Origin of the sequence: Salinispora fenicalii, from assembly GCF_000514815.1 — a bacterium.
Lineage (GTDB): Bacteria > Actinomycetota > Actinomycetes > Mycobacteriales > Micromonosporaceae > Micromonospora > Micromonospora fenicalii.
Window position 1 is genome coordinate 287,462 of the sequence record NZ_AZWQ01000009.1, and the last position, 25,277, is coordinate 312,738.

At 70.7% G+C, this 25,277-nt stretch carries 28 protein-coding genes; 21 read left to right on the plus strand and 7 right to left on the minus strand.

Annotated elements, in window-relative coordinates; genetic code table 11:
• Nucleotides 1-93 precede the first annotated feature (93 nt).
• The 10 genes from hisD (at nucleotide 94) to hisF (ending at nucleotide 7,612) form a co-directional block, all read left to right on the plus strand.
• On the plus strand, nucleotides 94-1,416 hold the full coding sequence (gene hisD, locus B116_RS0102860) for a histidinol dehydrogenase (RefSeq protein WP_018721543.1): 1,323 nt from the start codon (nucleotides 94-96) through the stop codon (nucleotides 1,414-1,416).
• Nucleotides 1,413-2,489: a histidinol-phosphate transaminase gene (locus B116_RS0102865; protein ID WP_027659164.1), complete on the plus strand. Its 1,077-nt coding sequence runs from the start codon at nucleotides 1,413-1,415 to the stop codon at nucleotides 2,487-2,489. The genes hisD and B116_RS0102865 overlap by 4 nt, the downstream gene beginning before the upstream one ends.
• Nucleotides 2,486-3,097, plus strand: a complete 612-nt coding sequence (gene hisB / locus B116_RS0102870; RefSeq protein ID WP_018721545.1) for an imidazoleglycerol-phosphate dehydratase HisB — start codon at nucleotides 2,486-2,488, stop codon at nucleotides 3,095-3,097. The genes B116_RS0102865 and hisB overlap by 4 nt, the downstream gene beginning before the upstream one ends.
• Before the next feature lie 31 nt (nucleotides 3,098-3,128).
• On the plus strand, nucleotides 3,129-3,302 hold the full coding sequence (locus B116_RS27750; protein WP_018721546.1) for a hypothetical protein: 174 nt from the start codon (nucleotides 3,129-3,131) through the stop codon (nucleotides 3,300-3,302).
• Complete coding sequence (hisH, locus tag B116_RS0102880) at nucleotides 3,299-3,964, plus strand: imidazole glycerol phosphate synthase subunit HisH (RefSeq protein ID WP_018721547.1); 666 nt, start codon at nucleotides 3,299-3,301, stop codon at nucleotides 3,962-3,964. Before B116_RS27750 ends, hisH begins: the two co-directional genes overlap by 4 nt.
• Complete coding sequence (locus tag B116_RS0102885; protein ID WP_018721548.1) at nucleotides 3,961-4,284, plus strand: hypothetical protein; 324 nt, start codon at nucleotides 3,961-3,963, stop codon at nucleotides 4,282-4,284. Before hisH ends, B116_RS0102885 begins: the two co-directional genes overlap by 4 nt.
• 16 nt (nucleotides 4,285-4,300) lie before the next feature.
• A complete protein-coding gene (gene priA / locus B116_RS0102890; protein WP_018721549.1) occupies nucleotides 4,301-5,026 on the plus strand; it encodes a bifunctional 1-(5-phosphoribosyl)-5-((5-phosphoribosylamino)methylideneamino)imidazole-4-carboxamide isomerase/phosphoribosylanthranilate isomerase PriA in 726 nt (241 codons plus the stop codon).
• 248 nt (nucleotides 5,027-5,274) lie between these two features.
• The gene (locus B116_RS0102895; protein ID WP_018721550.1) at nucleotides 5,275-5,724 is read left to right on the plus strand and encodes a MarR family winged helix-turn-helix transcriptional regulator; all 450 of its coding nucleotides are present in this window, start codon (nucleotides 5,275-5,277) and stop codon (nucleotides 5,722-5,724) included.
• 5 nt (nucleotides 5,725-5,729) lie between these two features.
• Complete coding sequence (locus B116_RS0102900; protein ID WP_018721551.1) at nucleotides 5,730-6,734, plus strand: NADP-dependent oxidoreductase; 1,005 nt, start codon at nucleotides 5,730-5,732, stop codon at nucleotides 6,732-6,734.
• A 110-nt stretch (nucleotides 6,735-6,844) separates the two neighbouring features.
• A complete protein-coding gene (hisF, locus tag B116_RS0102905; RefSeq protein WP_027659165.1) occupies nucleotides 6,845-7,612 on the plus strand; it encodes an imidazole glycerol phosphate synthase subunit HisF in 768 nt (255 codons plus the stop codon).
• Between the two features lie 118 nt (nucleotides 7,613-7,730).
• Here the strand turns inward: hisF and B116_RS0102910 are convergent, their stop codons facing one another.
• Complete coding sequence (locus B116_RS0102910; protein WP_026321582.1) at nucleotides 7,731-8,192, minus strand: hypothetical protein; 462 nt, start codon at nucleotides 8,190-8,192, stop codon at nucleotides 7,731-7,733.
• A gap of 143 nt (nucleotides 8,193-8,335) precedes the next feature.
• Complete coding sequence (yczE, locus tag B116_RS0102915) at nucleotides 8,336-8,992, minus strand: membrane protein YczE (RefSeq protein WP_018721554.1); 657 nt, start codon at nucleotides 8,990-8,992, stop codon at nucleotides 8,336-8,338.
• Nucleotides 8,993-9,053: 61 nt separating this feature from the next.
• Here yczE and yczR point away from each other — a divergent pair, with 61 nt between their 5' ends.
• Nucleotides 9,054-10,511 (plus strand): MocR-like transcription factor YczR, encoded by a 1,458-nt coding sequence (gene yczR / locus B116_RS0102920; protein WP_027659166.1) that lies wholly within the window; start codon nucleotides 9,054-9,056, stop codon nucleotides 10,509-10,511.
• Entirely contained in the window at nucleotides 10,417-10,875 is a 459-nt protein-coding gene (locus tag B116_RS28585; RefSeq protein WP_263404855.1) for a low temperature requirement protein A, read from the plus strand. Before yczR ends, B116_RS28585 begins: the two co-directional genes overlap by 95 nt.
• A gap of 97 nt (nucleotides 10,876-10,972) precedes the next feature.
• On the opposite strand, the gene B116_RS0102930 is transcribed toward B116_RS28585, so the two are convergent.
• Nucleotides 10,973-11,602 (minus strand): TIGR03085 family metal-binding protein, encoded by a 630-nt coding sequence (locus B116_RS0102930; protein ID WP_027659168.1) that lies wholly within the window; start codon nucleotides 11,600-11,602, stop codon nucleotides 10,973-10,975.
• Between the two features lie 129 nt (nucleotides 11,603-11,731).
• Between B116_RS0102930 and B116_RS0102935 the strand changes: the two genes are divergently transcribed.
• Together B116_RS0102935 and B116_RS0102940 are read left to right on the plus strand one after the other, a co-directional pair.
• Nucleotides 11,732-13,609 (plus strand): ABC transporter ATP-binding protein, encoded by a 1,878-nt coding sequence (locus B116_RS0102935; protein ID WP_050565587.1) that lies wholly within the window; start codon nucleotides 11,732-11,734, stop codon nucleotides 13,607-13,609.
• 121 nt (nucleotides 13,610-13,730) lie between these two features.
• Nucleotides 13,731-15,497, plus strand: coding sequence for an ABC transporter ATP-binding protein (locus B116_RS0102940; protein WP_018721559.1), 1,767 nt, complete (start codon nucleotides 13,731-13,733; stop codon nucleotides 15,495-15,497).
• Nucleotides 15,498-15,594: 97 nt separating this feature from the next.
• Here B116_RS0102940 and B116_RS0102945 read toward each other — a convergent pair whose 3' ends face one another.
• The 3 genes from B116_RS0102945 to B116_RS0102955 all read right to left on the minus strand — a co-directional run bounded on the left by B116_RS0102945 (nucleotide 15,595) and on the right by B116_RS0102955 (nucleotide 17,777).
• Nucleotides 15,595-16,191 (minus strand): TetR/AcrR family transcriptional regulator, encoded by a 597-nt coding sequence (locus B116_RS0102945; RefSeq protein ID WP_018721560.1) that lies wholly within the window; start codon nucleotides 16,189-16,191, stop codon nucleotides 15,595-15,597.
• Nucleotides 16,192-16,287: 96 nt separating this feature from the next.
• The gene (locus B116_RS0102950; RefSeq protein WP_018721561.1) at nucleotides 16,288-17,043 is read right to left on the minus strand and encodes an ABC transporter permease; all 756 of its coding nucleotides are present in this window, start codon (nucleotides 17,041-17,043) and stop codon (nucleotides 16,288-16,290) included.
• Complete coding sequence (locus tag B116_RS0102955) at nucleotides 17,040-17,777, minus strand: ABC transporter ATP-binding protein (RefSeq protein WP_027659169.1); 738 nt, start codon at nucleotides 17,775-17,777, stop codon at nucleotides 17,040-17,042. The genes B116_RS0102950 and B116_RS0102955 overlap by 4 nt, the downstream gene beginning before the upstream one ends.
• Nucleotides 17,778-17,895: 118 nt before the next feature.
• Here B116_RS0102955 and hisI point away from each other — a divergent pair, with 118 nt between their 5' ends.
• The 3 genes from hisI to B116_RS0102970 are packed head-to-tail and all read left to right on the plus strand — an operon-like array spanning nucleotide 17,896 to nucleotide 20,446.
• Entirely contained in the window at nucleotides 17,896-18,336 is a 441-nt protein-coding gene (gene hisI / locus B116_RS0102960; protein WP_018721563.1) for a phosphoribosyl-AMP cyclohydrolase, read from the plus strand.
• On the plus strand, nucleotides 18,333-19,886 hold the full coding sequence (locus B116_RS0102965) for an anthranilate synthase component I (RefSeq protein ID WP_018721564.1): 1,554 nt from the start codon (nucleotides 18,333-18,335) through the stop codon (nucleotides 19,884-19,886). The genes hisI and B116_RS0102965 overlap by 4 nt, the downstream gene beginning before the upstream one ends.
• A complete protein-coding gene (locus B116_RS0102970; protein WP_027659170.1) occupies nucleotides 19,883-20,446 on the plus strand; it encodes a Trp biosynthesis-associated membrane protein in 564 nt (187 codons plus the stop codon). Before B116_RS0102965 ends, B116_RS0102970 begins: the two co-directional genes overlap by 4 nt.
• 43 nt (nucleotides 20,447-20,489) lie before the next feature.
• Here B116_RS0102970 and B116_RS0102975 read toward each other — a convergent pair whose 3' ends face one another.
• Nucleotides 20,490-20,723 carry a hypothetical protein gene (locus B116_RS0102975; RefSeq protein WP_027659171.1) on the minus strand — a complete coding sequence of 78 codons (234 nt, stop codon included), beginning with the start codon at nucleotides 20,721-20,723 and terminating at the stop codon, nucleotides 20,490-20,492.
• Between the two features lie 470 nt (nucleotides 20,724-21,193).
• Between B116_RS0102975 and trpC the strand changes: the two genes are divergently transcribed.
• The 4 genes from trpC (at nucleotide 21,194) to lgt (ending at nucleotide 25,277) form a co-directional block, all read left to right on the plus strand.
• Entirely contained in the window at nucleotides 21,194-21,997 is an 804-nt protein-coding gene (gene trpC, locus B116_RS0102980) for an indole-3-glycerol phosphate synthase TrpC (RefSeq protein ID WP_018721567.1), read from the plus strand.
• A 35-nt stretch (nucleotides 21,998-22,032) separates the two neighbouring features.
• Nucleotides 22,033-23,265 (plus strand): tryptophan synthase subunit beta, encoded by a 1,233-nt coding sequence (trpB, locus tag B116_RS0102985; protein ID WP_027659172.1) that lies wholly within the window; start codon nucleotides 22,033-22,035, stop codon nucleotides 23,263-23,265.
• Between the two features lie 4 nt (nucleotides 23,266-23,269).
• Nucleotides 23,270-24,073: a tryptophan synthase subunit alpha gene (gene trpA / locus B116_RS0102990; protein WP_018721569.1), complete on the plus strand. Its 804-nt coding sequence runs from the start codon at nucleotides 23,270-23,272 to the stop codon at nucleotides 24,071-24,073.
• Nucleotides 24,074-24,179: 106 nt separating this feature from the next.
• Nucleotides 24,180-25,277: a prolipoprotein diacylglyceryl transferase gene (lgt, locus tag B116_RS0102995; RefSeq protein ID WP_027659173.1), complete on the plus strand. Its 1,098-nt coding sequence runs from the start codon at nucleotides 24,180-24,182 to the stop codon at nucleotides 25,275-25,277.

Sequence of the window (25,277 nt, forward strand, 5' to 3'; positions counted from 1 at the left end):
CCGATCCGCCGCCGGAGGGCGTGTCTCGGCTCATCGTCTCGTCGTGTGGGCGCTGCCGGTCAGCGCGGACCCGAGCCGCCTAGACTCGCAAGGGTGTTGCACCGGATCGACCTACGTGGCGGGGTTCGTGACCCGCGCCGCCTGCTGCCCCGTGCCCGGCTCGATGTCTCCGCGGCAGTCGAGCAGATACGTCCGCTCGTGACGGAGGTGCAAGAGCATGGCTACTCGGCGATCCGCGCGGCGAGCGAGCGGTTTGACGGGGTCTCGCCGGAGGTCCTGCGGGTCTCGCCGGAGGCGATCGCCGAGGCCGAGGGGACGCTTGACCCGCAGGTCCGCGCTGCGTTGTTGGAGTCAATTGACCGGGCCCGCCGGGTGCACGCCGCGCAGCGCCGCAGCGATCACACCACGCAGGTCGTACCGGGTGGCACGGTCACCGAGCGCTGGGTCCCGGTTGATCGGGTCGGGCTCTATGTGCCCGGCGGTCTGGCGATGTACCCGTCAACGGTGGTCATGAATGTGGTGCCCGCGCAGGAGGCCGGGGTGCGTTCGCTGGTCGTGGCCAGTCCACCGCGCAAGGACAACGGCGGGTTGCCCGACTCGCGGGTACTCGCCGCCTGTGCCCTGCTCGGGGTGACCGAGGTGTACGCCGTCGGCGGCGCGCAGGCGGTGGCGATGCTCGCGTACGGCAGTTCGGTTGACCCCGATAGCACCGCCTTCTGTACACCGGTTGATTTGATCACCGGCCCGGGCAACATCTGGGTCACCGCCGCCAAGCGGTTGCTGCGGGGCGTGGTCGGCATCGACGCCGAGGCCGGGCCCACCGAGATCGCGATTTTGGCCGACCACACCGCCGATCCGGTGCATGTGGCCGCCGACCTGATCAGCCAGGCCGAGCACGACCCGCTCGCGGCGAGCGTGCTGGTCACGCCCTCGGTGGAGCTGGCCGACGCGGTGGACCAGGAGTTGGCCCGGCAGGTACCAGCGACCCGGCACACCGAGCGGGTCGGTACCGCGCTCACCGGGGAGCAGAGCGGCATCGTCCTCGTTGCGGACCTGGCGGCCGGGCTGCGGGTGGTTGACGCGTACGCAGCGGAGCATCTGGAGATCCAGACCGAGAATGCCCGCGAGTGGGCGCTGCGGGTGCGCAACGCTGGGGCGATCTTCGTCGGTGCCTGGTCGCCGGTGTCGCTCGGCGACTACTGCGCCGGCTCCAACCATGTGTTGCCGACCGGGGGCTGTGCCCGGCACTCGTCGGGCTTGTCGGTGCAGTCCTTTCTGCGCGGTATCCACCTGGTGGAGTACACGCAGGACGCGCTACGGGACGTGGCGCCGCACGTGGTTGCCCTGGCGACGGTGGAGGACCTGCCGGCACATGGCCAGGCGGTCACCGCTCGGCTGGCGGAGGGAGCGTCGTGACCAGCCTGGACGATCTGCCGATCCGGGCGGACCTACGCGGGCTGGTCCCGTACGGGGCGCCGCAGCTGGACGTGTCGGTTCGGTTGAACACGAATGAGAACTCATACCCGGTGCCGGATGCGGTGGCCGAGACGATCGGCAGGGCGATCGCCGCCGAGTTGCGGGATCTCAACCGGTACCCGGACCGGGACGCGGTGGCGCTCCGTGGTGACTTGGCGGCGTACCTGGGTGCTGGCTTCGAGCTTGATCAAATATGGGCGGCCAACGGCTCCAACGAGGTGCACCAGCAACTGCTCCAGGTCTTCGGCGGACCGGGACGGACTGCGCTCGGCTTCCTGCCGGCGTACTCGATGCATCCGTTGCTGGCGCTTGGCACCGGCACCCGGTGGGCTCCGGCCCGGCGCGGCGTCGACTTTGGGTTGACCGTCGCCGAGGCGGTGGCACAGGTCCGTGAGCACCGTCCGGACGTGGTCTTTCTCTGCTCGCCGAACAATCCCACCGGCACCGTCCTGGACCTGGCCGTGGTCACTGCCGTGCTGGCCGAAGCGCCGGGGATGGTGGTGGTTGACGAGGCGTACGCGGAGTTCGCCCGGGCCGGCACGGTCAGCGCCCTGTCGCTGCTGAGCGACCATCCCCGGCTGGTGGTGACCCGTACCATGAGCAAGGCGTTCGGGTTCGCCGGCGGCCGGCTGGGTTACCTGGCCGCTGACCCGGCGGTGGTAGCGGCCGTGCAACTCGTCCGGCTGCCCTACCATCTGTCGGCGCTGACTCAGGCGGCGGCGCGGGCCGCCCTGGCCCACCGCGACGAGCTGTTGAGTACCGTCTCGGCGATCAAGGTGCAGCGGGACCGGATCGTGACCGAGCTCCGGGCCCGTGGTTACCGGGTCGCTGACAGCGACGCCAACTTCGTGCTGTTCGAGGTCGGCGGGGACCAGTGCGCCGCATGGCAGGTCCTGCTCGACGCCGGGGTTTTGGTGCGCGATGTCGGCTTGCCCGGCTGGTTGCGGGTCACCGCCGGCACTCCCGCCGAGACCGATGCCTTCCTGATCGCTGTGGAGAAGCTTTCGTCATGAGTCGTACCGCCCGGGTCGAGCGGGTCACTAAGGAAACCAAGGTTCTCGTCGAGATCGACCTCGACGGTAGCGGCAAGGCCGATATCGAGACCGGTGTCGGTTTCTATGATCACATGCTGCACCAGATTGCCCGGCACGGCGGGTTTGACCTCACCGTGCACACCGTCGGTGATCTGCACATCGATGCGCATCACACGATGGAGGACACGGCGTTGGCGCTGGGCTCCGCGGTCGACCGCGCGTTGGGTGACCGGGCCGGCATCCGGCGGTACGGCTCGGCTACCGTTCCGATGGACGAGGTGTTGGTCCGGGCCGCCGTTGACCTCTCGGGTCGGCCGTACGTCGTGCACGACGAGCCGTCGCTCGCCCCGTACATCGGACCGGTCTATCCGACCAGCATGACCCGGCATGTCTGGGAGTCCTTCGGGCAGTCGGCCCGGGTCACGCTGCACGTTGACGTGCTGCGGGCGGCCCGGCCGGGCGGGCACCCGGACGCCCACCACGTGGTGGAGGCGCAGTTCAAGGCGGTGTCCCGGGCGTTGCGCGAGGCGACGGCCGTGGACCCGCGGTTTGCCGGCGTGGTGCCCAGCACGAAGGGGAGACTGTGAGGACCGTGGTCGTGAGTGGAGGCTGGCGCTGATGGGTGGGGTGCTACCGATCCTGCTGCTGATTCTGGCCGGGGTGCTGGTCGGCGGGGCGCTCTCGTTGCGCCGGCAGGGGGCGCCGCGCGGTGCGGTGCTCACTACCGCGGCGCTGGCCATGTTGGCGGCGGTCGCCGGTGGCCTGTGGTTGCTGCCGGGGGAGGGTTCGTGAGCAGGGTCGTGGTGCTGGACTACGGGTCGGGGAATCTCCGTTCCGCGGAGCGTGCCCTCGCGGCGGCCGGCGCGGATGTGACGGTGACCGCCGACCTGGCCGCTGCTGCTGATGCGGACGGCCTGGTAGTCCCCGGTGTCGGGGCATTCGCCGCCTGCATGGCGGGAATAGCGGAGTTGGGCGCCGGTCCGGTGATTGTCGAGCGGGTCGCCGCCGGCCGTCCGGTGCTCGGTATCTGCGTTGGCATGCAGGTGCTCTTCGAGCGCGGTGCCGAGCACGGTGTGGTGACCAATGGTCTTGGGCTCCTGCCCGGGCAGGTGGGTCGACTCTCGGCGCAGCGGCTGCCGCACATGGGCTGGAACACGGTCGCTCCGCCGGCCGATTCGGTGCTCTTCGCTGGCCTGGCCCAGAGCCGGTTCTACTTCGTCCACTCCTATGCGGCGGGCGAGGTGGCCGCGCTGGCCGCTGCCGGTGTCGCCGTGACCACCGCCCACCATGGGGCGGAGTTTGTGGCGGCCGTGGAGCGGGGTCCACTCAGCGCCGTCCAGTTCCATCCGGAGAAGTCCGCCGACACTGGTGCCGCGCTGTTGCGAAACTGGTTGGGCACGCTTTCGTCGGACGCCCAGCCGGCGACTGGCAGTCCTGCTGGGGGGTATCGGTGAGCAAGGAGCGGGCGCGGCGTCGGGCGGTTCGGGAGGCGGAGGCCGCGCAGCAGCGGGCGGTGCGGCAGCGGCAGCGCGCCCGGCGGGCCCAGCGGCGGGCGCTACTTCGTCGGCTAACCCCGACGGTACGCCGGGGGCGGATCGGCCGACTGCCTCGGCGGACCCGAGGCGAGCGCGCCGCGATCGTGCTGTCGACGGTGGCCGTGATCCTGATGATCTGGACCCTGGTAGATGATCTTGCGTTGCGGTTCGGGCTGGTCGCGCTCCTGTTGCTTGTACTGCCGGCGATCGTGGTGATCGCCTTGGACCGTCGTTCCTGATCCGAGGAGATTTTCTGTGAGCCTCACCCTGTTGCCCGCCGTTGATGTCGCTGACGGGCAAGCGGTCCGGTTGGTGCAGGGCGCCGCCGGTAGCGAGACCGTCTACGGCGATCCTTTCGATGCTGCGTTGGCGTGGCAGCGGGACGGAGCGGAGTGGATTCACCTGGTTGACCTGGATGCGGCCTTCGGTCGGGGCTCCAACGCGGAGCTCCTCGCCGACGTGGTGCGTCGCCTGGACGCGCGGGTGGAACTCTCCGGCGGGATCCGGGACGATGCCTCGTTGCGGGCCGCGCTGGCGACTGGGGCCACTCGGGTCAACATTGGCACCGCCGCCCTGGAGGATCCCCAGTGGTGCGATCGGGTCTGCGGCGAGTACGGCGACCGGGTGGCGATCGGCCTCGACGTGCGTGGGCAGACCCTGTCCGCCCGGGGCTGGACCCGGGACGGCGGCGACCTGTGGGAGGTGCTGGCGCGGCTGGACCGGGCCGGTGCCTCCCGGTACGTGGTCACCGACATCACCAAGGACGGCACGATGCGTGGGCCGAACCTGGGGCTGCTCCGGGAGGTCTGCGCCCGTACCAGCGCTCCGGTGATCGCGTCCGGTGGTGTCTCGACCCTGGCCGATCTGCGCGCGCTGGCCGCCCTGGAGTCGGCCGGGGTGGAGGGGGTAATCGCCGGCAAGGCGCTGTACGCGGGTGCCTTCACCGTGGCCGAGGCGTTGCGGACATTGGCGGACGCCTGATTTCACCCGGCGGACGCTGGCGGACGCCTGATTCCACCGCGCCGAGATTTCCCAAGCCCTCCGGGATCTGCACCGGCGGGCATTGACCGACGCCTGTTTCCGCCCGGTGCCCTTGCCGTGCTGCCCTCCACCGGCAACGCCCGCCAGCGGGTGGTGTGTTGTCCCTCGTGCCGGTGGTTGCGGAGCCAGGATGGCACGTAGCGCGCAGTTCGGTTGTGCACAACTGAACTGCGCGCTACATTTTTCTAGTGACCGATGATTTGGTGCTGCGGCGGCAGGTGTGCTTCGCGCTCTACACCGCGTCGCGCGCCATGGTCGATGTCTACCGGCCCATCCTCGCCGAGTTCGGGCTGACCTATCCGCAGTATCTCGTGCTGTTGGTGCTTTGGGAGGGCGAACCGGAGCAGCCGCCGACGGTCTCTGGCCTCGGCGCCCGGCTGCAGCTGGACTCCGGAACGCTCTCCCCGCTGCTCAAGCGGCTGGAGGCGGCGGGCCTGGTGGTCCGGCGGCGGTCGGCGGCTGATGAGCGACGGGTGGCGGTGGAGCTGACGCCGGCGGGGCGGGCCCTGCGCGAACGCGTGGCCGAGGTTCCTCGGCAGCTGGCGCAGGCGACCGGGCTCAGCGCCGACGATCTCGTCGTCCTGCGCGACGCTCTCACTCGGATCACCAGCACGATCCATCAACACAAGGAGCAGTAGCAATCATGAGCAATACCGCCAACCGTGAGATCCAGCTAGCCTCGCGGCCGCAGGGTTGGCCGACCGAGGAGAACTTCCGGTTGGTCTCCACCGACATCCCCACCCCGGGTCCGGGGCAGATCGTGGTCCGGAACACCTTCATTTCCGTCGATCCATACATGCGGGGACGGATGAATGACGTTGCGTCCTACGTCCCGCCGTTCGCGCTGGACGCACCGCTCGACGGCGGGGCGGTCGGTGAGGTGGTGGCGAGCGAGGCCGACGGCTTCGCCCTCGGCGACACCGTGCTCCATGGGCTCGGCTGGCGGGAGTACGCGCTGCTGGACGCAACGACCGTCCGGAAGGTCGACCCTGCCCTCGCCCCGGTCAGCACGTACCTCGGGGTGCTGGGAATGACCGGGCTCACCGCGTACGCCGGACTGCTCGAGGTCGCCGCGATGCAGCCGGGGGAGACCGTCTTCGTCTCTGGGGCGGCCGGCGCGGTGGGCAGCATGGTCGGCCAGATCGCCAAGCTTCGCGGCGCAGGCCGGGTGGTCGGCAGCGCCGGCTCGCCGGCCAAGGTCGAGCGGCTGCAGGCGCTCGGCTTCGACGCTGCCTTCGACTACCGCGACGGCCCGGTGCGAGAGTCGCTGGGTGCCGCCGCGCCGGACGGGATCGACGTCTACTTCGACAATGTGGGCGGCGAGCACCTGGAGGCGGCGATCGGTGCGATGCGGCAGAACGGCCGGGCCGCGATCTGCGGGATGATCGCGCAGTACAACGCGACCGAGCCGCCGGCCGCCCCGCGTAACCTGGCAATGATCATCAGCAAGCGGCTCACCCTGCGCGGCTTCATCGTCTCCGACCACGGGCAGCTGGGCGAGCAGTTCGTGCAGGAGGTCGGCGGCTGGCTGCGCGACGGGAAGCTCAGCTACGACGAGACGATCATTGACGGCATCGAGAACGCTCCGGCGGCCTTCCTGGGCCTGCTCCGCGGCGAGAACCTTGGCAAGATGCTGGTCCGGGTGTGAGCAGGAGTCCTCTCGCCCCGGCGATAGGGACGTAGGTTGATCAACGCGATCCGCCAGTGACTGGCCGTACACGATGACCGCTGGCGGATCGCGTTGGCTAGGCTGGCGGCATGTCCCCGGCCATACGCGTGATTCCCTGCCTCGACGTGGACGCCGGGCGGGTGGTCAAGGGCGTCCACTTCCGTAACCTGCGGGACGCGGGTGACCCGGTGGAGCGGGCCGCGGCGTACCACCGGGCGGGCGCTGATGAGCTGACGTTCCTGGATGTCACCGCCTCCGTGAGTGACCGCGGCACGATGCTGGATGTGGTCCGCCGCACCGCGGAGTCAGTCTTTATTCCGCTCACCGTCGGTGGCGGAGTGCGGCAGGTCAGTGACGTTGACGCGCTGCTGCGCGCGGGCGCGGACAAAGTCGGCGTGAACACCGCGGCGATCACCCGCCCCGAGTTGATCGCTGAGATCGCGGAGCGATTCGGCCGGCAGGTGCTGGTGCTCTCCCTCGACGTGCGGCGCGCCTCCTCCACCGCCACGACCAGCGGGTTCGAGGTGACCACGCACGGCGGCCGGCGTGGTACCGGCATCGATGCCATCGAGTGGGCTCGGCGCGGCGCCGAGCTGGGCGCGGGTGAGATCCTGCTCAACTCGATGGATGCTGACGGCACCAAGGCCGGCTTTGACCTGGAGCTGATTCGTGCGGTGCGGGCGGTGGTGAACGTGCCGCTGGTCGCCAGCGGGGGCGCCGGCGAGGCGGGTCACTTCCCACCGGCGATCGAAGCCGGCGCCGACGCGGTGCTCGCCGCGAGCGTCTTCCACTTCGGCCAACTCACCGTCGGCGACGTTAAGGACGCGCTTCGCGAGGCCGGTTACCCGGTCCGCTGACCCGCCTCGCCGGCCGGCGGGCCGGCGGGACGGCGGCGCCTGTCAGTCTCGGCGGCGCCTGTCAGTCTCGGCGGCGCCTGTCAGTCTCGGCGGCGCCTGTCAGTCCCGGCGGTGCCTGTCAGTCCCGGCGGGCGTGATTCTTGGGGGAACGTCGCGGCGTCGGGATGGAACGTACCGCGTACTCCTGGACCGCCGCCGCGTGTTCGGCCTCGTCCAGATGCCAGTCCGCGTCGCCCGGGGTGTGCCGACGGCTCAACACGCCCTGCACGGTGTCGACCGTGGTGGCCAGGCCGGCGTGGGGGCGGGTGCGCCAGAGCCGTTCCCCCTCCGGTGTGATCCGGAACCAGCCGTCGGTGACGCTGACCAGGCCGGTGCCGACCAACCGGCGGATGGCAACCTCGACCTCCTGCCGTTCGGGGATCGCGCGATTGAGGTGGTCGGCGGTGGAGAGAACGTCGGCGAGACGGACGCCTAAGGGCCGCCGGCTGGACGCTGCTCGACGGTGCCGGCCGGCGCCATGTGCGATCACCAACGAAACGAAGATCCATGCGTCCGTCCACTGCCACTGTCTCTCCCCCATGGCCAGATTGTGCCGATCCCGCGCCGGAAAGGAAACACCTCCTCTCATTGGGCTACAACGGGTCGTCCGGTGCGTCGCTAGCGGTAGGCCGGACAGCCGCTGGGGGTCGGGCGTGACGGGGACGGTGCGCGGGAGTGCACGGCTCAACCGGAAGCCGGGACTGGGGTGGAGGTGGGCGGGGTGGGGGTGGGCGGAGGAGGGACCGTCACGCGGGGCAGCACGAACTGGGTCAGCGGGCCGATGGCCAGGGCGTACGCCACCGTGCCGGGGCCGACCGCGCCGCCGAGCAGCCAGCCCAGCCCCAGTACGGCGACCTCGATGGTGGTGCGGACGAGCCGAATCGAGAATCGTGGCCGGCGGGCGACGAAGCCGGTCATCAGGCCGTCGCGGGGGCCGGGGCCGAGCCGGGTGCCGAGATAGAGTCCGGTCGCCGTGCCGTTGGCGACGATCCCGCCGACGAGTAGGGCGATTCGGGTGGCGAGCGGCAGGTCCGCCGGTAGCAGGGCGAGAGTGGCGTCCACCACGAGCCCGACCACCACCACATTGCTGACCGTGCCGAGGCCCGGCCGCTGCCGCAGCGGGATCCACAGCAGCAGCACCAGCGTCCCGACCGCGATGGTCACCGTGCCGAAGGAGAGCCCGGTGTGCCCGGCGATCCCTTGGTGGAAGACGTCCCAGGGGTCCAGGCCGAGGCCGGAGCGGATCAACAGGGCCATGCTCACGCCGTAGAGGGTGAGCCCCGCGTAGAGCTGGGTCAGCCGTCGCGTGGGCCGATAGCTGAGATTGCCAATCTGGTTCACGCATGCCAATCTAGTGGCCAATCAAGTAACAAGTAGAGCCAATGTTGGTGGAGTGGCCCCCATGACGAGTCAGATACGCGGAACCCAATTGACCCGGCTGCTCGGCCAGTGGCATGCGCTCCCCGGTCGTCGGCGCAGCCCCGACTATGCGGCACTCGCCGCCGCCATCCGGGGGCTGCTCGCCGACGGGCGGCTTCCGCTGGGCGCCCGCCTGCCAGCCGAGCGCGAGCTGGCCGAGGCCCTGCGGATCAGCCGCACCACGGTCACCGCGGCGTATCGGGAACTCCGGGACAGCGGCCACCTCGCCAGCCGGCGGGGCGCGGGCAGCTGGACCATGCTTCCCGGCAACCACCGGATGGCGGGTAGCGGCCTGTGGACTCCGCTGGACGATCGCGAGATGCTTGATCTTGGAGTCGCGGCCCTGGCCGCCCCGCCCGAGCTGCTGCCCGCCGCCCAAAGCGCCGCCGCAGACCTGCCCCGCTACCTGGGTGGTGCGGGCTACCACCCGACCGGTATCAGTGAACTGCGGGAGGCCATCGCCCGCACGTACGACGAACGGGGCCTACCCACCTCACCCGAGCAGGTCATGGTTACCAATGGCACCCAGCACGCCCTGGACCTGGTGCTCCGTCTCACGCACAGTCCGGGCAGCAGCGTCCTGGTGGAGGCGCCCAGCTACCCGAACGCCCTGGCCGCGCTGCACGCTCGACGGGCCCGCATCAGTACTCACGGCCTCGCCCCGGATGCCCTCGGCTGGGACGCTGACCTCCTGCTGGGTGCCCTCCGCCAGGGGCGACCCAAGCTGGCCTACCTGATCCCCGACTTTCAGAACCCGACCGGCCACCTGATGTCGGCCCAGCTGCGGGAACGGCTGGTCTCCACCGCACACGCCGTCGGCTCCGAACTAGTGATCGATGAGTCGTTTGTGGACCTGTCCCTGGCCGATGGGGTGATGCCTCCGCCCACGGCCAGCTTCGACCGACACTCCCGGGTACTCACCGTCGGGGGGATGAGCAAGGCCTACTGGGGCGGTCTGCGGATCGGCTGGATCCGGGCATCCGCGCCACAGGTGCAGCGGCTCGCCGCCGTCCGGGTCGGGGTGGACATGGCGAGTCCGGTGTTGGACCAGTTGGTTGCCGTCCACCTACTGGCGCAGGGGCCGGCGATCGTGGCAGCCCGGCGAGTCCAGCTCACTGCGCAGCGGGACGTCTTGCTCGGTGCCCTCGCCGAGCGCCTGCCCGAGTGGCGGGTGACCGTGCCGCACGGCGGAGTCAACCTCTGGGCGGAACTCGACGGTCCGGTCTCCAGCGCACTCGCCCGCGCCGCCGAGCAGGTGGGCGTTCGCCTCGCCCCCGGCCCTCGGTTCGGTCTGGACGGGACGCTGGAACGCTTCCTGAGGTTGCCGTTCACTCTGCCGGAGGCCGATTTGGTGGAGGCGGTCGACCGGCTCGCCGCCGTCCGCTACGACCTGGACCGCGCCGGCCGGCCGCAGTGGTTCCAGCCGGCAGTCATCGCCTGAACCGTCGCAGCGCCGGTGGAAGTCGCCCCGGGCGGTCGGTCCCGCTGGGAAACTAGCCGCGTGGAGCGCGAGAACCTGGTGCGCGTACTTCGACAGTCTCGCGGTCGGGATGGAGCACGCCCTGTACCGGACCCGGGATCCGGATGCGCGGCGCGGACTCGCCCGCTACGCCTACACCTATCTGCATCTGCCGTTGGTGGCGGGGAATGTCCTGTTCGCCCTGGCCCTGAAGCGGCTGTTGCATGATCTGGCGGATCCGCGGACGCCGGCCTGGGGGCTGCCCCTGCCGGTCATCGGGACGGCGCTGCGAGAACAGTTGGCGGCCGAGGCCAAGCAGGACGAGTGGCGCGGCCAGAACCTGTGACCAGCCCCGAATCGCCGGCCAAGACGGCAGAATATTTCCGCCGTCCGGCCGGGTCAGGTGCAGCTGGCCGGTGGAACTTTCCGACCGCGCGGGCGGATCACAGTCCCAACTGGGCGTTGCGCAGTCGGTCGGCCGGTCCCGCCGGCCCGTCGATCTGCACCCGCGCCGCCCGTTGCCGTCCGCTCAGGAAGAGCACCAGCTCGCTGGGCGCAGCCATCAACCGGAGCTGCTCGTCGCCCCGCCCGGCGGGTCGCTGCCCGTACCCCGGGGCCTGGACCAGCACTTCGGCGGGGAAGCGGCGCAGCGTCAGCCGGGCTAGCCCCGCTGCCCGGCGCCACAGCGCCTGTTGTAACCCCGCCGGCAGGTCGCGGGGCTGCCAGTCGGCTTGTGCCCGGCGCACGTCCTCGTGGTGGATGAAGAACTCCATCGTGTTGGCCGCCTCGTCGAGCAGCGGATTGCTGATCGGGCTCCACACCGGCGGCCGACGTACCTGGTCAACCAGGCTTTCCCAGGGGCGGGCGGCGAGCTGTCGGCGGACCCGCTCGGCGTAGTCGCGCAGCGGCGGTAGCAGGATGCCGGCGGCCGCGTCCGGGCGGCGTTCCCGCAGCACCAGGTGGGCGGCGAGGTCCCGGGTGGTCCAGCCCGCGTTGAGTGTCGGTGCGTCCGGTCCCAGCGTCTGCATAAGGTCGGCGAGCGTTGTCCGCTCCGATCGGGCGTACTGCGGCATGCCCTGATGGTAGGCCCAGCACGTTCGGCTGCGCCGGTTGCATCGCACCGGATGGCCGCCCGAGTCGGCATACCTGGTTTCGGCTGGTAAGGATGGGAGAGATAATGGCGACTTACGGCGGGGGAGAACGTGGCGAGCGGTACGAGTCGGGACGTGCTTTGGCGAGGGCTGGTCGTCCTCGGCCGGGCGATTCGGGAACAGCCCAGGATTTTTGCGGTCGCGGCGAGCTCCAGTGTGCTATTCGGGCTGCTGGTCGTCGCCAGCGCGTACGTGGTGGGTGCGGTGGTCGGCGACGTGGTCGTTCCGGCGATCACCGAGGGCTCGGTGCCCGCCGCTGCGCTCGCCCTGGCCGCCGCTGCGCTGTTCGGGCTCAGCGTGCTGCGGGTGGTCGGCATCCTCGGTCGCCGACTCGGGGCCGGCTACATGCAGTTTCGGCTCCATGCCGCCTACCGTCGTCGGGTCACCCGTCGGTATCTTGACCTGCCGCTCTCCTGGCACCAGCGCAACGCCACCGGCACCCTGCTGTCCAACGCCAACTCCGATGTCGAGGCCGCGTGGCACCCGGTAGCCCCGCTGCCCTTCGCCGTGGGCACGCTGGTGATGCTGATCGGTGCGGTGGCCTCACTTTTCGTCACCGATTGGGCGCTCGCCCTGGTCGGGCTGGGTGTCTTCCCGGCGCTCTTCGCGCTCAACGTCGTCTATTCCCGCCGGATGGCTCCCCGGCAGGCCCTCGCCCAGCGGCTGCGGGCCGAGGTCAGCGGTATCGCCCACGAGAGCTTCGACGGCGCGCTGGTGGTCAAGACGATGGGCCGGGAGGCGCAGGAGACCGAGCGCTTCGCCGCGCGCGCCCGCGACCTGCGGGATGCGCTGGTGTCCGTGGGGCGGCTGCGCGGCGTCTTCGATCCCATGCTGGAGACCCTGCCCGGCCTCGGGACGCTCGCCGTGCTGGTGGTCGGCACCCTCCGGTTGCGGCAGGGCGCGATCAGTGTGGCCGAACTGGTGAGCGTCGCCTTCCTCTTCACCGTGCTGGCGTTCCCGGTCCGCGCGATCGGCTGGGTCCTGGCCGAGTTGCCGCGCAGCGTCGCCGGCTGGGAACGGGTCCGGCGGGTACTCGACGCCAGCGGCGAGATGCCGTACGGCCCGATGACGCTCGACTCCGCCGATGCCGGTCCGGCAACGCTCACCTTCCGCGACGTCCACTTCGCGTACGAGCCGGCCGAGGCGCACCTGCCCGGCACCGAGGTGCTGGGTGAGGTCGGCTTCACCGTGCCGGCGGGGCGGACGGTCGCCTTGGTCGGGCCGACCGGTGCCGGGAAATCCACCATTACCTCGCTCGCTGTTCGGCTGGTCGACCCGCGTGCGGGCGCCGTCGAGGTGGACGGGGTGGACGTACGCGACCTCACCGCGGACTCGCTGGCCCGTACCGTCGCGCTCGTGGCGCAGGTGCCGTTCGTCTTTGACGATTCGGTGCGGGGGAACATCACCCTGGACCGTCCCGGCCTCGGCGACGACCAGGTCTGGGCAGCGCTGCGGTTGGCGGGGGCGGATGGCTTCGTCGCGGCGCTCCCGGAGGGCCTGGATACCCGGGTCGGCGAGCGGGGCACATCGCTGTCCGGGGGGCAGCGGCAGCGGCTCACCCTGGCCCGAGCCCTCGTCGGTCGGCCGCGGCTGTTGGTGCTGGATGACGCGACCAGCGCGGTCGATCCGCGGGTGGAGGCGGCGATCCTGGCCGGGCTGCGCGCCGCGGAGCCGGGGAGGGCGGCGACGTCGATCCTCGTGGTCGCCTACCGGCGGGCGACTATCGCGCTCGCCGACGAGGTGGTCTACCTGGAGCACGGGCGGGTGGTAGCCCGGGGTACGCACACCGACCTGCTCGCCACCGTGCCCGGCTACGCCGATCTGGTCACCGCCTACGAGCAGGCCGATGTGGAGCAGGCCCAGCAGCAGGGGTACGACGAGGTCCCGCCGCCGCTGACAACCGGCCTCGAACTGGAGGTGGACCGGTGAGTGCGAGGAGCGAGCTTGCGAGCCCCGCAGTCGCGAACGAAGGGCGGATCGGTGAGTGCGAGGAGCGAGCTTGCGAGCCCCGCAGTCGCGAACGAAGGGCGGATCGGTGAGTAACAGCACCATGGCGCCGGAGGTGGCGGCTGAGTCGACCTGGCGGACGCTGCGGCGGGGCTTGGCGCTCTCCCCGGAGTTGCGGGTCGGATTGGCGGGCACGCTCGGCCTGGCGCTGGTCTACATGGTTGGTCGGGCGGCCGTGCCGGTGGCGGTGCAGCAAGGCATCGACAACGGCATCGCTGGCGGCCTTCGCCTGGATGTGATCTGGACGGTGGTGACTATCACCGCGGCGGTGCTCGTGGTGACCACTACCTGTGGCTACTTCATGATGCGGCGGTTGTTCACGGTCAGCGAGACCGCCCTCTCCAACGTGCGGGTTCGCGCCTTCCGACACGTCCACGACCTGTCGATGTTGCACCAGCAGTCCGAGCGGCGTGGGTCGTTGGTATCCCGGGTGACCAGCGACGTTGACCAGATCACCCAGTTCCTTCAGTGGGGTGGTGTGATCCTGCTGATCAACCTCGGTCAGCTGGTGGTCACCACAGCGGTCATGCTCGCGTACTCCTGGCAGCTGACCCTGGTGGTGTACGCGGCGTTCGGCCCGGCGGTGTTCGTGATCCGGCGGCTCCAGCGGCGACTCGCCGGCGCGTACGGGGTGGTGCGGCAGCGCACCGGCGCGCTGCTCGGCGCGATCGCCGAGAGCGTGGTGGGTGCGTCGGTGATTCGGGCGTACGGCATCTCCGGTCGCACCGCGGACCGACTCGACGAGGCGATCGACAATCAGCGGCGGGCCCAACAGCGGGCGATCCGGATCAGTGTCCTGGGTAGCTCGGTCGGGGAGATCGCGGCCGGGTTGGCGCTGGCCGGCGTGGTGGTGCTGGGGGTGCTGCTCGGCGCTGACCGTACGTTGAGCATCGGTGAGGTGACCGCGTTCCTGTTCCTGGTGACCCTCTTCGTGCAGCCGGTGCAGATCGCCACCGAGGTGCTCAACGAGGCGCAGAACGCGATCGCCGGCTGGCGACGGGTGCTCGACGTGTTGGATGTCGAGCCGGATGTCGCGGATCCCGGGGTGTCGGGGCGGGAGCTTCCGCCGGGCCCGTTGGATATCCGTTTCGTTGGGGTGGGCTTCGCCTATCCGGGAGGCGCACCGGTTCTGCACGACATCTCGGTGGAGATTCCGGCGAAGAGCCGGGTGGCGGTGGTCGGTGAGACCGGCAGCGGGAAGACGACGTTCGCGAAGCTGCTCACCCGGCTGATGGATCCGACCGAGGGGGACGTACTGCTCTCCGGAGTGCCGTTGCGGGAGGTGCGTTTCGGCTCGTTGCGCTCGCGGGTGGTGATGGTCCCGCAGGACGGGTTCCTCTTCGACGCCACCGTCGCAGAGAACGTCCGTTTCGCCCGGTCGGACCTCACTAATGAGCAGCTCACCGCCACCTTCGTGGAGCTGGGGCTGGCGGACTGGCTGGACAGTCTCCCGGCGGGCTTGGATACCGCGGTGGGGGAGCGTGGCGAGGCGTTGAGTGTGGGCGAGCGGCAGCTGGTCGCGCTCGCCCGCGCGTACGTCGCCGACCCAGATCTGCTGGTGCTCGATGAGGCCACCAGCGCGGTCGATCCGGCGACCGAGGTGCGTCTGCAGCGCACCCTGGACGCGGTGACCCGGGGCCGGACCACGCTCGCTATCGCGCACCGGCTCTCCACGGCACAGGCCGCCGACGATGTGATTGTGGTGGATCGAGGACGGATCGTGCAGCGGGGTGCGCACGAGGAGCTGGTTCGTGACGCCGAGTCGGTGTACGGACAGCTCTACGCCTCGTGGCTGGAGCAGACTCGGTGACTGCGGTTGGGTGAGCGACCAGCCCGCTGGCGGCGAGCCAGCCCTCCAACGAGGCGGTTAGCCCTCCAGCGGGGCGGCTAGCCCTCCAACTGGGCGGTTAGCCCTCCAGCGGGGCGGTGAGATAGCGCTGCATGGTGGGTCCGACGGAGCCGATGAGGGTTTCGGGGGCAGCGTTGGCGATCGGCTCGAGTCGGAGCACGTGGCGCGCCATCGCCAGGCCGAAGAGCTGGCTGGCCACGAGCGAGCCGCGGAGCGGTGCCTGCGCCGGGTCCACGTCGAGGTGGTCGAGGACCGGGCGCAGCACCTGCGTGGTGAGGAATTCGCGTAGCAGCCGAGCGGTCCACTCGTTGCTGACCGCCGAGCGCAGCAGCGCCACCGCGGGGGTGCCGGCGGGGGAGTCCCAGATGTCGAGGAAGGCGCGGACCAGTCGCTCCCCGATCCGGTCCGGGTCCCCGGCGAGTATCGTCGGCACCACCTCGGCCGGGTCGGCCGGCGCGTTCATCGCAGTGAGGAAGAGCTTGTCCTTGCTGCCGAAGTAGTGGTGCACCAACGCCGGGTCCACGCCGGCGGTGGCGGCGATGGCACGGATGGAGGCCTTGTCGAAGCCCCGTTCGGCGAAGGTGGTCCGGGCAGCCGCCAGGATTGTCGCCCGGGTGTCCGGGTTGCCGGGTCGCCGTCCGATCCGCCGTACCATCGTCGCCCTTCGCTTGTCGCCGTCGCTGCCCTGCCGATCGTGCCCCGGGTCGTCTCCGGTCGCGTCGCCGGGGTCAGCTACCGCGTGGGCGCCGGGTCAGCCGCTGCGTCGTCGCAGGGTGGCGGCGGCGAGTACCAGCGCCAGCACGGCGGCGCCACCCACGATCGCAAGGTCGCGCCACATCGTTGCGGTCGCTTCGGCGCTCGAGCCGATCTCCTGCAACGCCTCGACCGAGTACGACAGGGGCAGGACGTCGCTGACTGCCTGGAGCCAGCCGGCCATCTCGCCCCGGGGGACGAAGAGCCCGCAGAGCAGCAGCTGCGGGGCGACCACGACCGGCATGAACTGTACGGCCTGGAACTCGGTCCGGGCGAAGGCGCTGCAGAGCAGCCCGAGCGCGACGGCGAGTACGGCGTTTACCGCCGCGATCAGGATGACCAACCCGCTGCTACCGGCGGTTTCGAGATCGAGCAGCCAATAGGCCACCGCGGCTGCGACCGCCGCCTGCACCACGGCGGCCAGGCCGAACGCGATGCCGTACCCGAAGAGTAGGTCGAGTTTGCCCAACGGGGTGGTGAGTAGCCGTTCCAGCGTGCCGCTGGTGCGTTCACGCAGCATGGCGATGCTGGTCACCAGGAACATGATGATGAAGGGGAAGAACCCCAGCAGCACCAGCGCGATCCGATCGAACGGCGCCGGCTGTCCCGGTGGTGCCGGCTGGTCAACGTACATGTAGTAGACCACCGTGAGGAGCGCCGCGGGCACGACCACGAGCAGTGCGACCGTGCGCCGGTCGTGTCGCAGTTGGCGCAGGATGCGGCCGGTGGTGGCCGCAAGGATCCGGGGATTCACGACGCCTCCCGGCCGGCCGTACCGGCCTCGTTTACCTTGATCATTCGTAGGAACGCCTCCTCTAGGTCATCCACGCCGGTCGCCGCGCGTACCGCCGCTGGTGTGTCGTTTGCGATCAGTCGCCCTTCGCGAATCAGCAGGAGCTGGTCGCAGCGGGCGGCCTCGTCCATCACGTGGCTGGAGATGAGCAGGGTGGTGCCGGCCGCGGCCATTGCGTGGAACCGGGCCCAGAGCTCTGCCCGTAGCACCGGATCCTGACCGACGGTCGGCTCGTCGAGCACGAGTAGCTCGGGCTCACCGACCAGCGCGCAGGCCAGTGAGGCACGGCTGCGCTGCCCGCCGGAGAGGGTGGCGACCAGCTGGCCGGCGGCTGTCCGCAGCCCGACGTCGGTCACGGCCTGGTCGGCCTGGGCGGCGCTCCGCCCCTGCAGGGCGGCGAAGTAGCGGGCGTTTTCCCGGACGGTCAGGTCCGCGTAGACGCTCGGTGCTTGGGTCAGGTAGCCGACCCGGTGGCGTAGCTGTGGGGCGCCAGCCGGGTGGTTCAGGACGGTGACCGTGCCGGCGGTGACGACCTGCACCCCGACCAGTGCCCGCAGGAGCGTGGTTTTGCCGCTGCCGCTCGGCCCGAGCAGGCCGGTCACCGTTCCGTACGGCACGGTGGCGTTAATTCCGGATAGCACCCGCCGTCCGCCCCGGTCGACAACCAGGTCACGAATGGCGATGGCGTCCTGCATCGCACACCTCCAGGTAAGAGATCGATTGTTGAATTCAACGCTAGTTGAATTTCGCTGGGTGGGCAAGGCACACGGGCGCCTGACCACCCGCCCGTCCGGTATCGGAGAATGGGTGACTATGCCCGTACCTGACGCGCCGTCGCCCGGCGCCCTGCCCGGCTCGGACCCGAGCGGCGGTCCGGCCCGGCCGTCCCACCTGGACCCGGCCATCGCCGCGCGCCTGCGCCGAACATCCGACGGGCTCCTCGCTGCGGTGGTCCGCCAGCACGGCACCGCCGAGGTGCTGATGCTCGCCTGGATGGACGACGAGGCGTTACATCGGACGCTGACCACCGGCCGGGCCACCTACTGGTCCCGCAGCCGCGGTGAGTACTGGGTCAAGGGCGCAACCTCCGGACATCACCAGTACGTTCGCGCCGTCGCTCTCGACTGCGACGGAGACGCCCTGCTGGTCGATGTCGATCAGGTCGGCCCGGCGTGTCACACCGGCCGGCGAAGTTGCTTCCACAACGACCTGCCGGTCACCGACGGCTCCGCCGAACGGCGGGCCCAGTCATGACCGACGGCGCTATCCGTCCGGACGCGACAACCTTCGCCGAGCAGGCCGCCGGGCGCCGGGTTGTGCCGGTCACCCGGCGGCTGCTCGCCGACGCGGAGACGCCGGTCGGCGTCTACCGCAAACTGGCCGGCGGTCCGGGCACTTTCCTCCTCGAATCCGCCGAGCAGGGCGTCGGTTCAACCGGCATGACCTGGTCCCGGTACTCCTTCATCGGAGTCCGCAGCGCGGCCACTTTGACCGAACGCGACGGTGTCGCGGTGTGGACGGGGCAGCCGCCGGTGGGGCTACCCACGGTCGGCGACCCGGTCGCGGTGCTTCGGGACACCGTCGCCGCGCTCGCCGGGCCACCTCCCGATGACACCCTCGGGCTGCCGCCGCTGACCGGCGGCATGGTTGGCTACCTCGGGTACGACCTGGTCCGGCACTTCGAGCGGCTGCCCGAGCGGACCGAGGACGACCTTGGCCTGCCCGCGCTGGGGATGATGCTCGCCACTGATCTGGTGGTGCTCGACCACTACGACGGCTCTGCGCTCCTGGTGGCCAACGCCGTCCTACCGCCGCCCGAGGCGCCGGATCGGGCGACGGCGGTCACCGCTGCGTACCACCACGCGGTCGGGCGGTTGGACGCGATGACTGCCGCGCTGTCCCGGCCGATTCCGCCGATGGCCTCCACCGTTGACGCGGCACCCGTCGGGGACGTGCGCTGCCGCACCCCCGAGGGCGGCTACCAGAAGGCGGTGGTGGCGGCCAAGGAGGCGATCCGTGCCGGTGAGTGCTTCCAGGTCGTGCTGTCGCAGCGCTTCGAACGGGCGACCGACGCCGACCCGCTCGATGTGTATCGGGTGCTGCGGACCACCAACCCCAGCCCGTACATGTACCTGCTGCGTTTCGACGGCTTCGACATCGTCGGTTCGTCTCCCGAGGCGCACCTGAAGGTGGCCACCGAGGTGGACGGGGAGCAGCGTGCCCTGCTGCATCCGATCGCCGGGACCCGGCCGCGCGGCGGCTCCCCGGAGGCCGACGCCCGCCTCGCCGCCGAACTACTCGCCGACCCGAAGGAGCGCTCGGAGCACGTGATGCTGGTGGACCTGGGCCGCAACGACCTGGGGCGGGTCTGCCGACCCGGCACCGTCGAGGTGCCCGAGTTCGCCACCATCGAGCGGTACAGCCATGTGATGCACATCGTCTCCACGGTGGTCGGCGTACTCGCCGCGGACCGCACTGCCTTTGACGCGCTTGTCGCGACCTTCCCGGCGGGCACCCTCTCCGGCGCCCCCAAGGTGCGGGCGATGGAGCTGATCGAGGATTTGGAGCCGGTACGGCGTGGACTCTACGGCGGCACCGTGGGCTACTTCGGCTTCGGCGGTGACCTCGACATGGCGATCGCGATCCGTACCGCGCTGATCCACGGCGGGCGTGCCTACGTGCAGGCCGGCGCAGGCGTGGTGGCGGATTCGGACCCGGCCGCCGAGGAGCAGGAGACGCGGAACAAGGCTGCCGCCGTGCTGGCCGCCATCGCCGCGGCCGAGACCCTGCGGGCGGCCCGGTGAGCGCTCCGGATGAGGCCGGTCCCCGGCGTCGGGCCGGCCGGCGGGAACTGGTCTACGCCGTGCTCCTCGGGGTAGCCGGAGCGGGCCTTTCGATGTGGGCGGTGACCCGGGTCTGGGTGGTCGAGCTGGCACCCCGCCCCGCCCCGTTGCCACCGGTCCGCGATACCCGCACCGGTGCGCAGCTTCTTCCCTGGCTGCCCGCACTGGCTCTGGTCACTCTCGCCGGATGGGGCGCGGTGCTGGCCACCCGGGGGCGGGTGCGGCGGCTCTTGGGCGGCGTGCTGACCGGGCTCGCGGTGGCGGTGGCGGCTGGTGGCGGGTATGGCCTGCTCACGGGCTTCACTGGTGTGGTCAGTCGGCAGTGGCCGCTGCTCTGCCTGCTCGGCGGCGGGTGCGCCGCGGCCGCCGGCGTGCTGACCGCGGCCCGGGGGGACCGGTGGTCGGTGATGGGCGCTCGATACGAGCGGTCGGCGCGGGTGGGGACCGGCCCGCCGTCGGGCCGGAGCACCAGGGATGCGTGGGACGCGTTGGACCGGGGTGCGGACCCGACGGACGACTGACTGCTCCGCGCCGCCCGCGGCCGGGTCCGGCTGCCCTGCCGAGTCAGCCCATCGGCCGCGGGTCGCGGTTCGCGGTGAGTTCGGCGACGATCCGGTCCAATTCGGCCCGCTGGTCGGCGCGGGCCCGGTCGGCGCAGACGGCCTCCCACGCGTTGCCCCGCGCCGTACGCATCTGCGCCTCGCCGATCACGGCGCGTTCGAGCGTGTGCACCACGCCGACGGCGAGCGAGGCGACCGTACGGGAGATGGTGGTGAGGCCGATGCTCTCAGTGCTCATGATCAATCCCGGAGAACGTTGGGTGGCGCGGGGCGGATGCCGAATCGAGTCTGCCCGAGGGGAATGCTCGTCGACTCACGTTTCGTCGGGGTGTCCGCCGTGTCAACTCTGACTCCGCGGCGCTGACCTGGGTAGAGTCCCCTGGCCTTGAGCTTGCTCACAGCCCTGCCCCCCGGGCTTTCGGCCGACGATTGGCCGGCCGGATAGCATCACATCAATGCCCAGGATGACTCTGGTCGATGATCACCGGCCTCGATCGGCGACCGGGAGGTGATGGCTGTGTGTGAGCTCACCTTCACTGGAGGTTGGGCATTATGCCGCAAGCCGATTCGTGAGGAGCGCCATACCCCCGGCGGCCGGCATCGGGTACTGCGCCTAGCATCGGCCCATGACGCCCGGAGAGGGGAGCGTTGGTGACTGCGGAGCATGCGCACGCGGGGGGAAGTGACGCCGGTTCGGCGAAGCCCAGCGTGCTGGATGAGATTCTGGCCGGAGTACGCGAGGACGTGGCTCGGCGGCAGGAGCAGGTCCCGCTGGAGCGCATTCGAGAGCTGGCCGCCGCCGCCCCGCCGCCGCTGGATGCGTACGCGGCCCTGCGTCGGCCCGGCGTGGCGGTGATCGCCGAGGTGAAGCGCTCCTCGCCGTCCAAGGGACAGCTGGCGGAGATTGCCGATCCGTCCGACCTGGCCAGCGACTACGCCGCTGGTGGTGCCCGGGCGATCAGCGTGCTCACCGAGGGGCGCTGGTTCGGTGGTTCGCTGGATGATCTCGCCGCGGTTCGAGCCGCGGTTGATGTTCCGGTGCTGCGGAAGGACTTCGTGGTCTCCAGCTACCAGGTGCATGAGGCGCGGGCGCACGGCGCCGACCTGGTGCTGCTGATCGTGGCGGCGTTGGAACAGAAGGTGTTGGTCGGCCTGCTGGAGCGGATCGAGTCGCTGGGCATGACCGCCCTGGTCGAGGTGCACGACGAGGAGGAGGCGGACCGGGCGTTGGAGGCGGGCGCCCAGGTGATCGGAGTCAACGCGCGCGACCTGCGTACGCTGGAGGTCGACCGGTCGGTCTTCGAGCGGATCGCGCCCGGACTGCCGAGCCGGGTTGTCAAGATCGCCGAGTCCGGGGTGCGTGGTCCCCACGACCTCATCCGGTACGCATCGGCCGGTGCCGACGCGGTCTTGGTCGGCGAGGGCCTGGTTACCCAGAAGAGCCCCCGCGAGGCGGTGGCCGAACTGGTCAACGCCGGTAACCACCCGGCGACACCCCGTCCGGTGCGCTGAGCGCGCGCTGGGCGGTCAGAACGAAGGGAACCGCGATGAGCGTCGACACGCCTGCCGGGCCCGGCCTATACCCGGACGCCGCCGGTCACTTCGGCCGGTTCGGCGGCCGGTTCGTCCCCGAGGCCCTGGTGGCCGCGTTGGACGAGCTCGACGGCGCCTGGCGTACCGCGATGGGGGAGGAGTCGTTCCAGACCGAGTTCGCCGCCCTGCTCCGTGACTACGCCGGCGCCCCCTCGTTGCTCTACCCCGCCCGGCGGCTCTCCGCCAAGATCGGCGCACAGGTGCTGTTGAAGCGGGAAGACCTCAACCACACCGGGGCGCACAAGGTACGCAACGTGCTTGGCCAGGCGTTGTTGACGAAACGGATGGGCAAGCAGCGCGTCATCGCCGAGACCGGCGCTGGTCAGCACGGGGTGGCCACCGCCACCGCGGCCGCCCTGTTCGATCTTGAGTGTGTGGTCTACATGGGTGAGGTGGACACCCAACGGCAGGCGCTGAACGTGGCGCGCATGCGGATGCTGGGCGCCACCGTGGTGCCGGTCACCGCCGGGTCCCGCACCCTTAAGGATGCGATGAACGAGGCGATGCGGGACTGGGTTGCCAACGTCGACAGCACCCACTACCTGATCGGTACGGCGGCCGGTCCGCACCCCTTCCCCGCCCTGGTCCGCGATTTCGTCCGGGGCATCGGTGACGAGGCCCGCCAGCAGTGCCTTGACCTGGTCGGTGCGCTGCCCGACGCGGTCACCGCCTGCGTCGGCGGCGGCTCCAACGCGCTCGGTGTCTTCCACGCCTTCGTCGACGACCCGAGCGTGCGCCTGTACGGCTTCGAAGCCGGTGGGGACGGCCCGGCGACAGGACGGCACGCGGCCAGCATTACTGGCGGCTCCTCAGGCGTGCTGCACGGCACCCGGACCTACGTGCTTCAGGACGCCGATGGTCAGACCGTTGAGTCGCACTCGATCTCGGCCGGGCTGGACTACCCGGGCGTTGGGCCGGAGCACGCCTGGCTGCACGATACCGGCCGGGCGACATACCGGCCGGTGACCGACGCCGACGCGATGGCCGCCTTCGAGTTGCTCTGCCGTACCGAGGGCATCATCCCCGCGATCGAGAGCTCCCACGCGTTGGCCGGCACGGTGGCGATCGCCCCGGAACTCACCGCCGAGCTGGGCCGGGAGCCGGTCGTGGTGGTCAACCTCTCCGGCCGTGGTGACAAGGACGTGCACACCGCCGGGGAGTACTTCGGCGTCCTCGACAAGGAGTGACAGCGTGAGTCGCATCGGGGTCGCGTTCGACCAGGCCCGGGCCGAGGGCCGGGCTGTCCTGGTCGGCTGCATGCCTGCCGGGTTCCCGACCGTCGAGGGCAGCATCGCCGCGATGACTGCCATGGTCGAAGCGGGCGTGGACGTCATCGAGGTGGAGATTCCGTACTCCGACCCGGTGATGGATGGTCCGGTCATCCAACAAGCCAGTGATATCGCCCTGGCCGGCGGGGTCCGGGTCGCCGACACGCTGCGCATCGTCGACGCGGTCGCCGCAACTGGCGCGCCGGTGGTGACGATGACCTACTGGAACCCGATCGAGCAGTACGGTGTTGACGCCTTCGCCCGGGACCTCGCCGCGGCGGGCGGCACCGGGCTGATCACGCCCGACCTGATTCCCGACGAGGCGCAGGAGTGGTTGGCCGCCTCCGACGCGTACGGGCTGGACCGGACCTTCCTCGTCTCGCCCTCCTCCACTGACGCCCGGCTGCAGATGACCGTCGAGCATTGCCGGGGATTCGTCTACGCGACCGCGATCATGGGGGTGACTGGGGCCCGCACGCAGGCTTCGGCGGCGGCCCCGGTGCTGGTGTCCCGAGTCCGGGCAGCCACCGATCTGCCGGTCGGCGTCGGCCTCGGGATCGGCACCGGGGAGCAGGCCGGTACGGCAGCCGGATTTGCCGACGGCGTCATCGTCGGCAGCGCCCTGATCCGCCGCCTGCTCGATGCTCCGAGTCTGTCGGCGGGGCTGACCGCCCTGCGCGAGCTGAGCGCTGAACTCGCCGCTGGCGTCCGGGCCCCGACCCCCTGACGCTTGCCCTGGTCACCCGCGGCCCGGCGGGTCTACGAGGTGAGCGTCACGGGTCGCGCCGGCCGGGGTGCCACGGCGGGGCCGATCGGCGGTAGCCTGTGCACTCGTGACCCTCGCCTCGCAGACCCCTTTGGCGGCCCTGCCCAGTCCGACCACCGCGGTGTGGCAGCTGGGCCCGGTGCCGATCCGTGCGTACGCACTGTGCATCCTCCTCGGCATCGTGGTGGCCTGCTGGCTCACTGAGCGGCGGCTGCGCCAGCGTGGGGTGGCGCCGGGGGCGGTGCTCGACATCGCCCTCTGGGCGGTGCCGGCGGGCATCATCGGCGCCCGGATCTACCACGTGATCTCCTCGCCGGAGAAGTACTTCGGCACCGGTGGTGATCCATTCAAGGTGTTCGCCATCTGGGAGGGAGGTCTCGGCATTTGGGGTGCCGTGGCCGGTGGCGCGCTTGGTGCGTGGTATGCCGCCCGTCAGCTCGGTATTCCGTTCGCGGTGGTGGCGGATGCCCTCGCCCCGGGACTGCCGCTGGCCCAGGCGATTGGTCGGCTCGGCAACTGGTTCAACAACGAGCTCTACGGCGGGCGCACCACCCTGCCCTGGGGTCTGGAGATCCACCGGATGGACCCGGAGACGGGCCAGGCCCTGCGCGACGACGCCGGGAAGCCCATCCTGGAGGCGGGTCTCTATCATCCGACATTCGCCTACGAGGCGCTGTGGAACCTGGGAGTGGCCGCCTTCGTCTTCCTCCTCGACCGGCGGCTGAAGCTGGGCCGCGGCCGGGCCTTCGCGCTCTACGTGCTGGGCTACACGGCCGGCCGATTCTGGATCGAGATGATCCGCACCGACGAGGCGAACACGATCCTCGGCGTACGGCTGAACGTCTGGACCGCGGCGGTGGTCTTCCTCGCTGCGTTGATCTACTTCCTGCGGGCGCGTGGACCACGCGAGTATCTGATCCCGATCCGCGAGGTGCCGGCAGCCGCCCCCGAATCCGACGTGTCGCAGGTCGACCTCTCCGCTCGTGAGGCGAGTACCCAGCCGACGGAGCCCGAGGGCTATCAGGTCGTCAGCGAGGAGCAGTTCCGGCACTGGCAGGAGACGGGTGAGGCGCCACCGGGTCCGGAGTCCGAGAGCTCCGGTGACGATCCGGCTACTGACCGGGCGGCGGGCGCCACCCGGTCCGCCGACCACCGCGACAGCTGA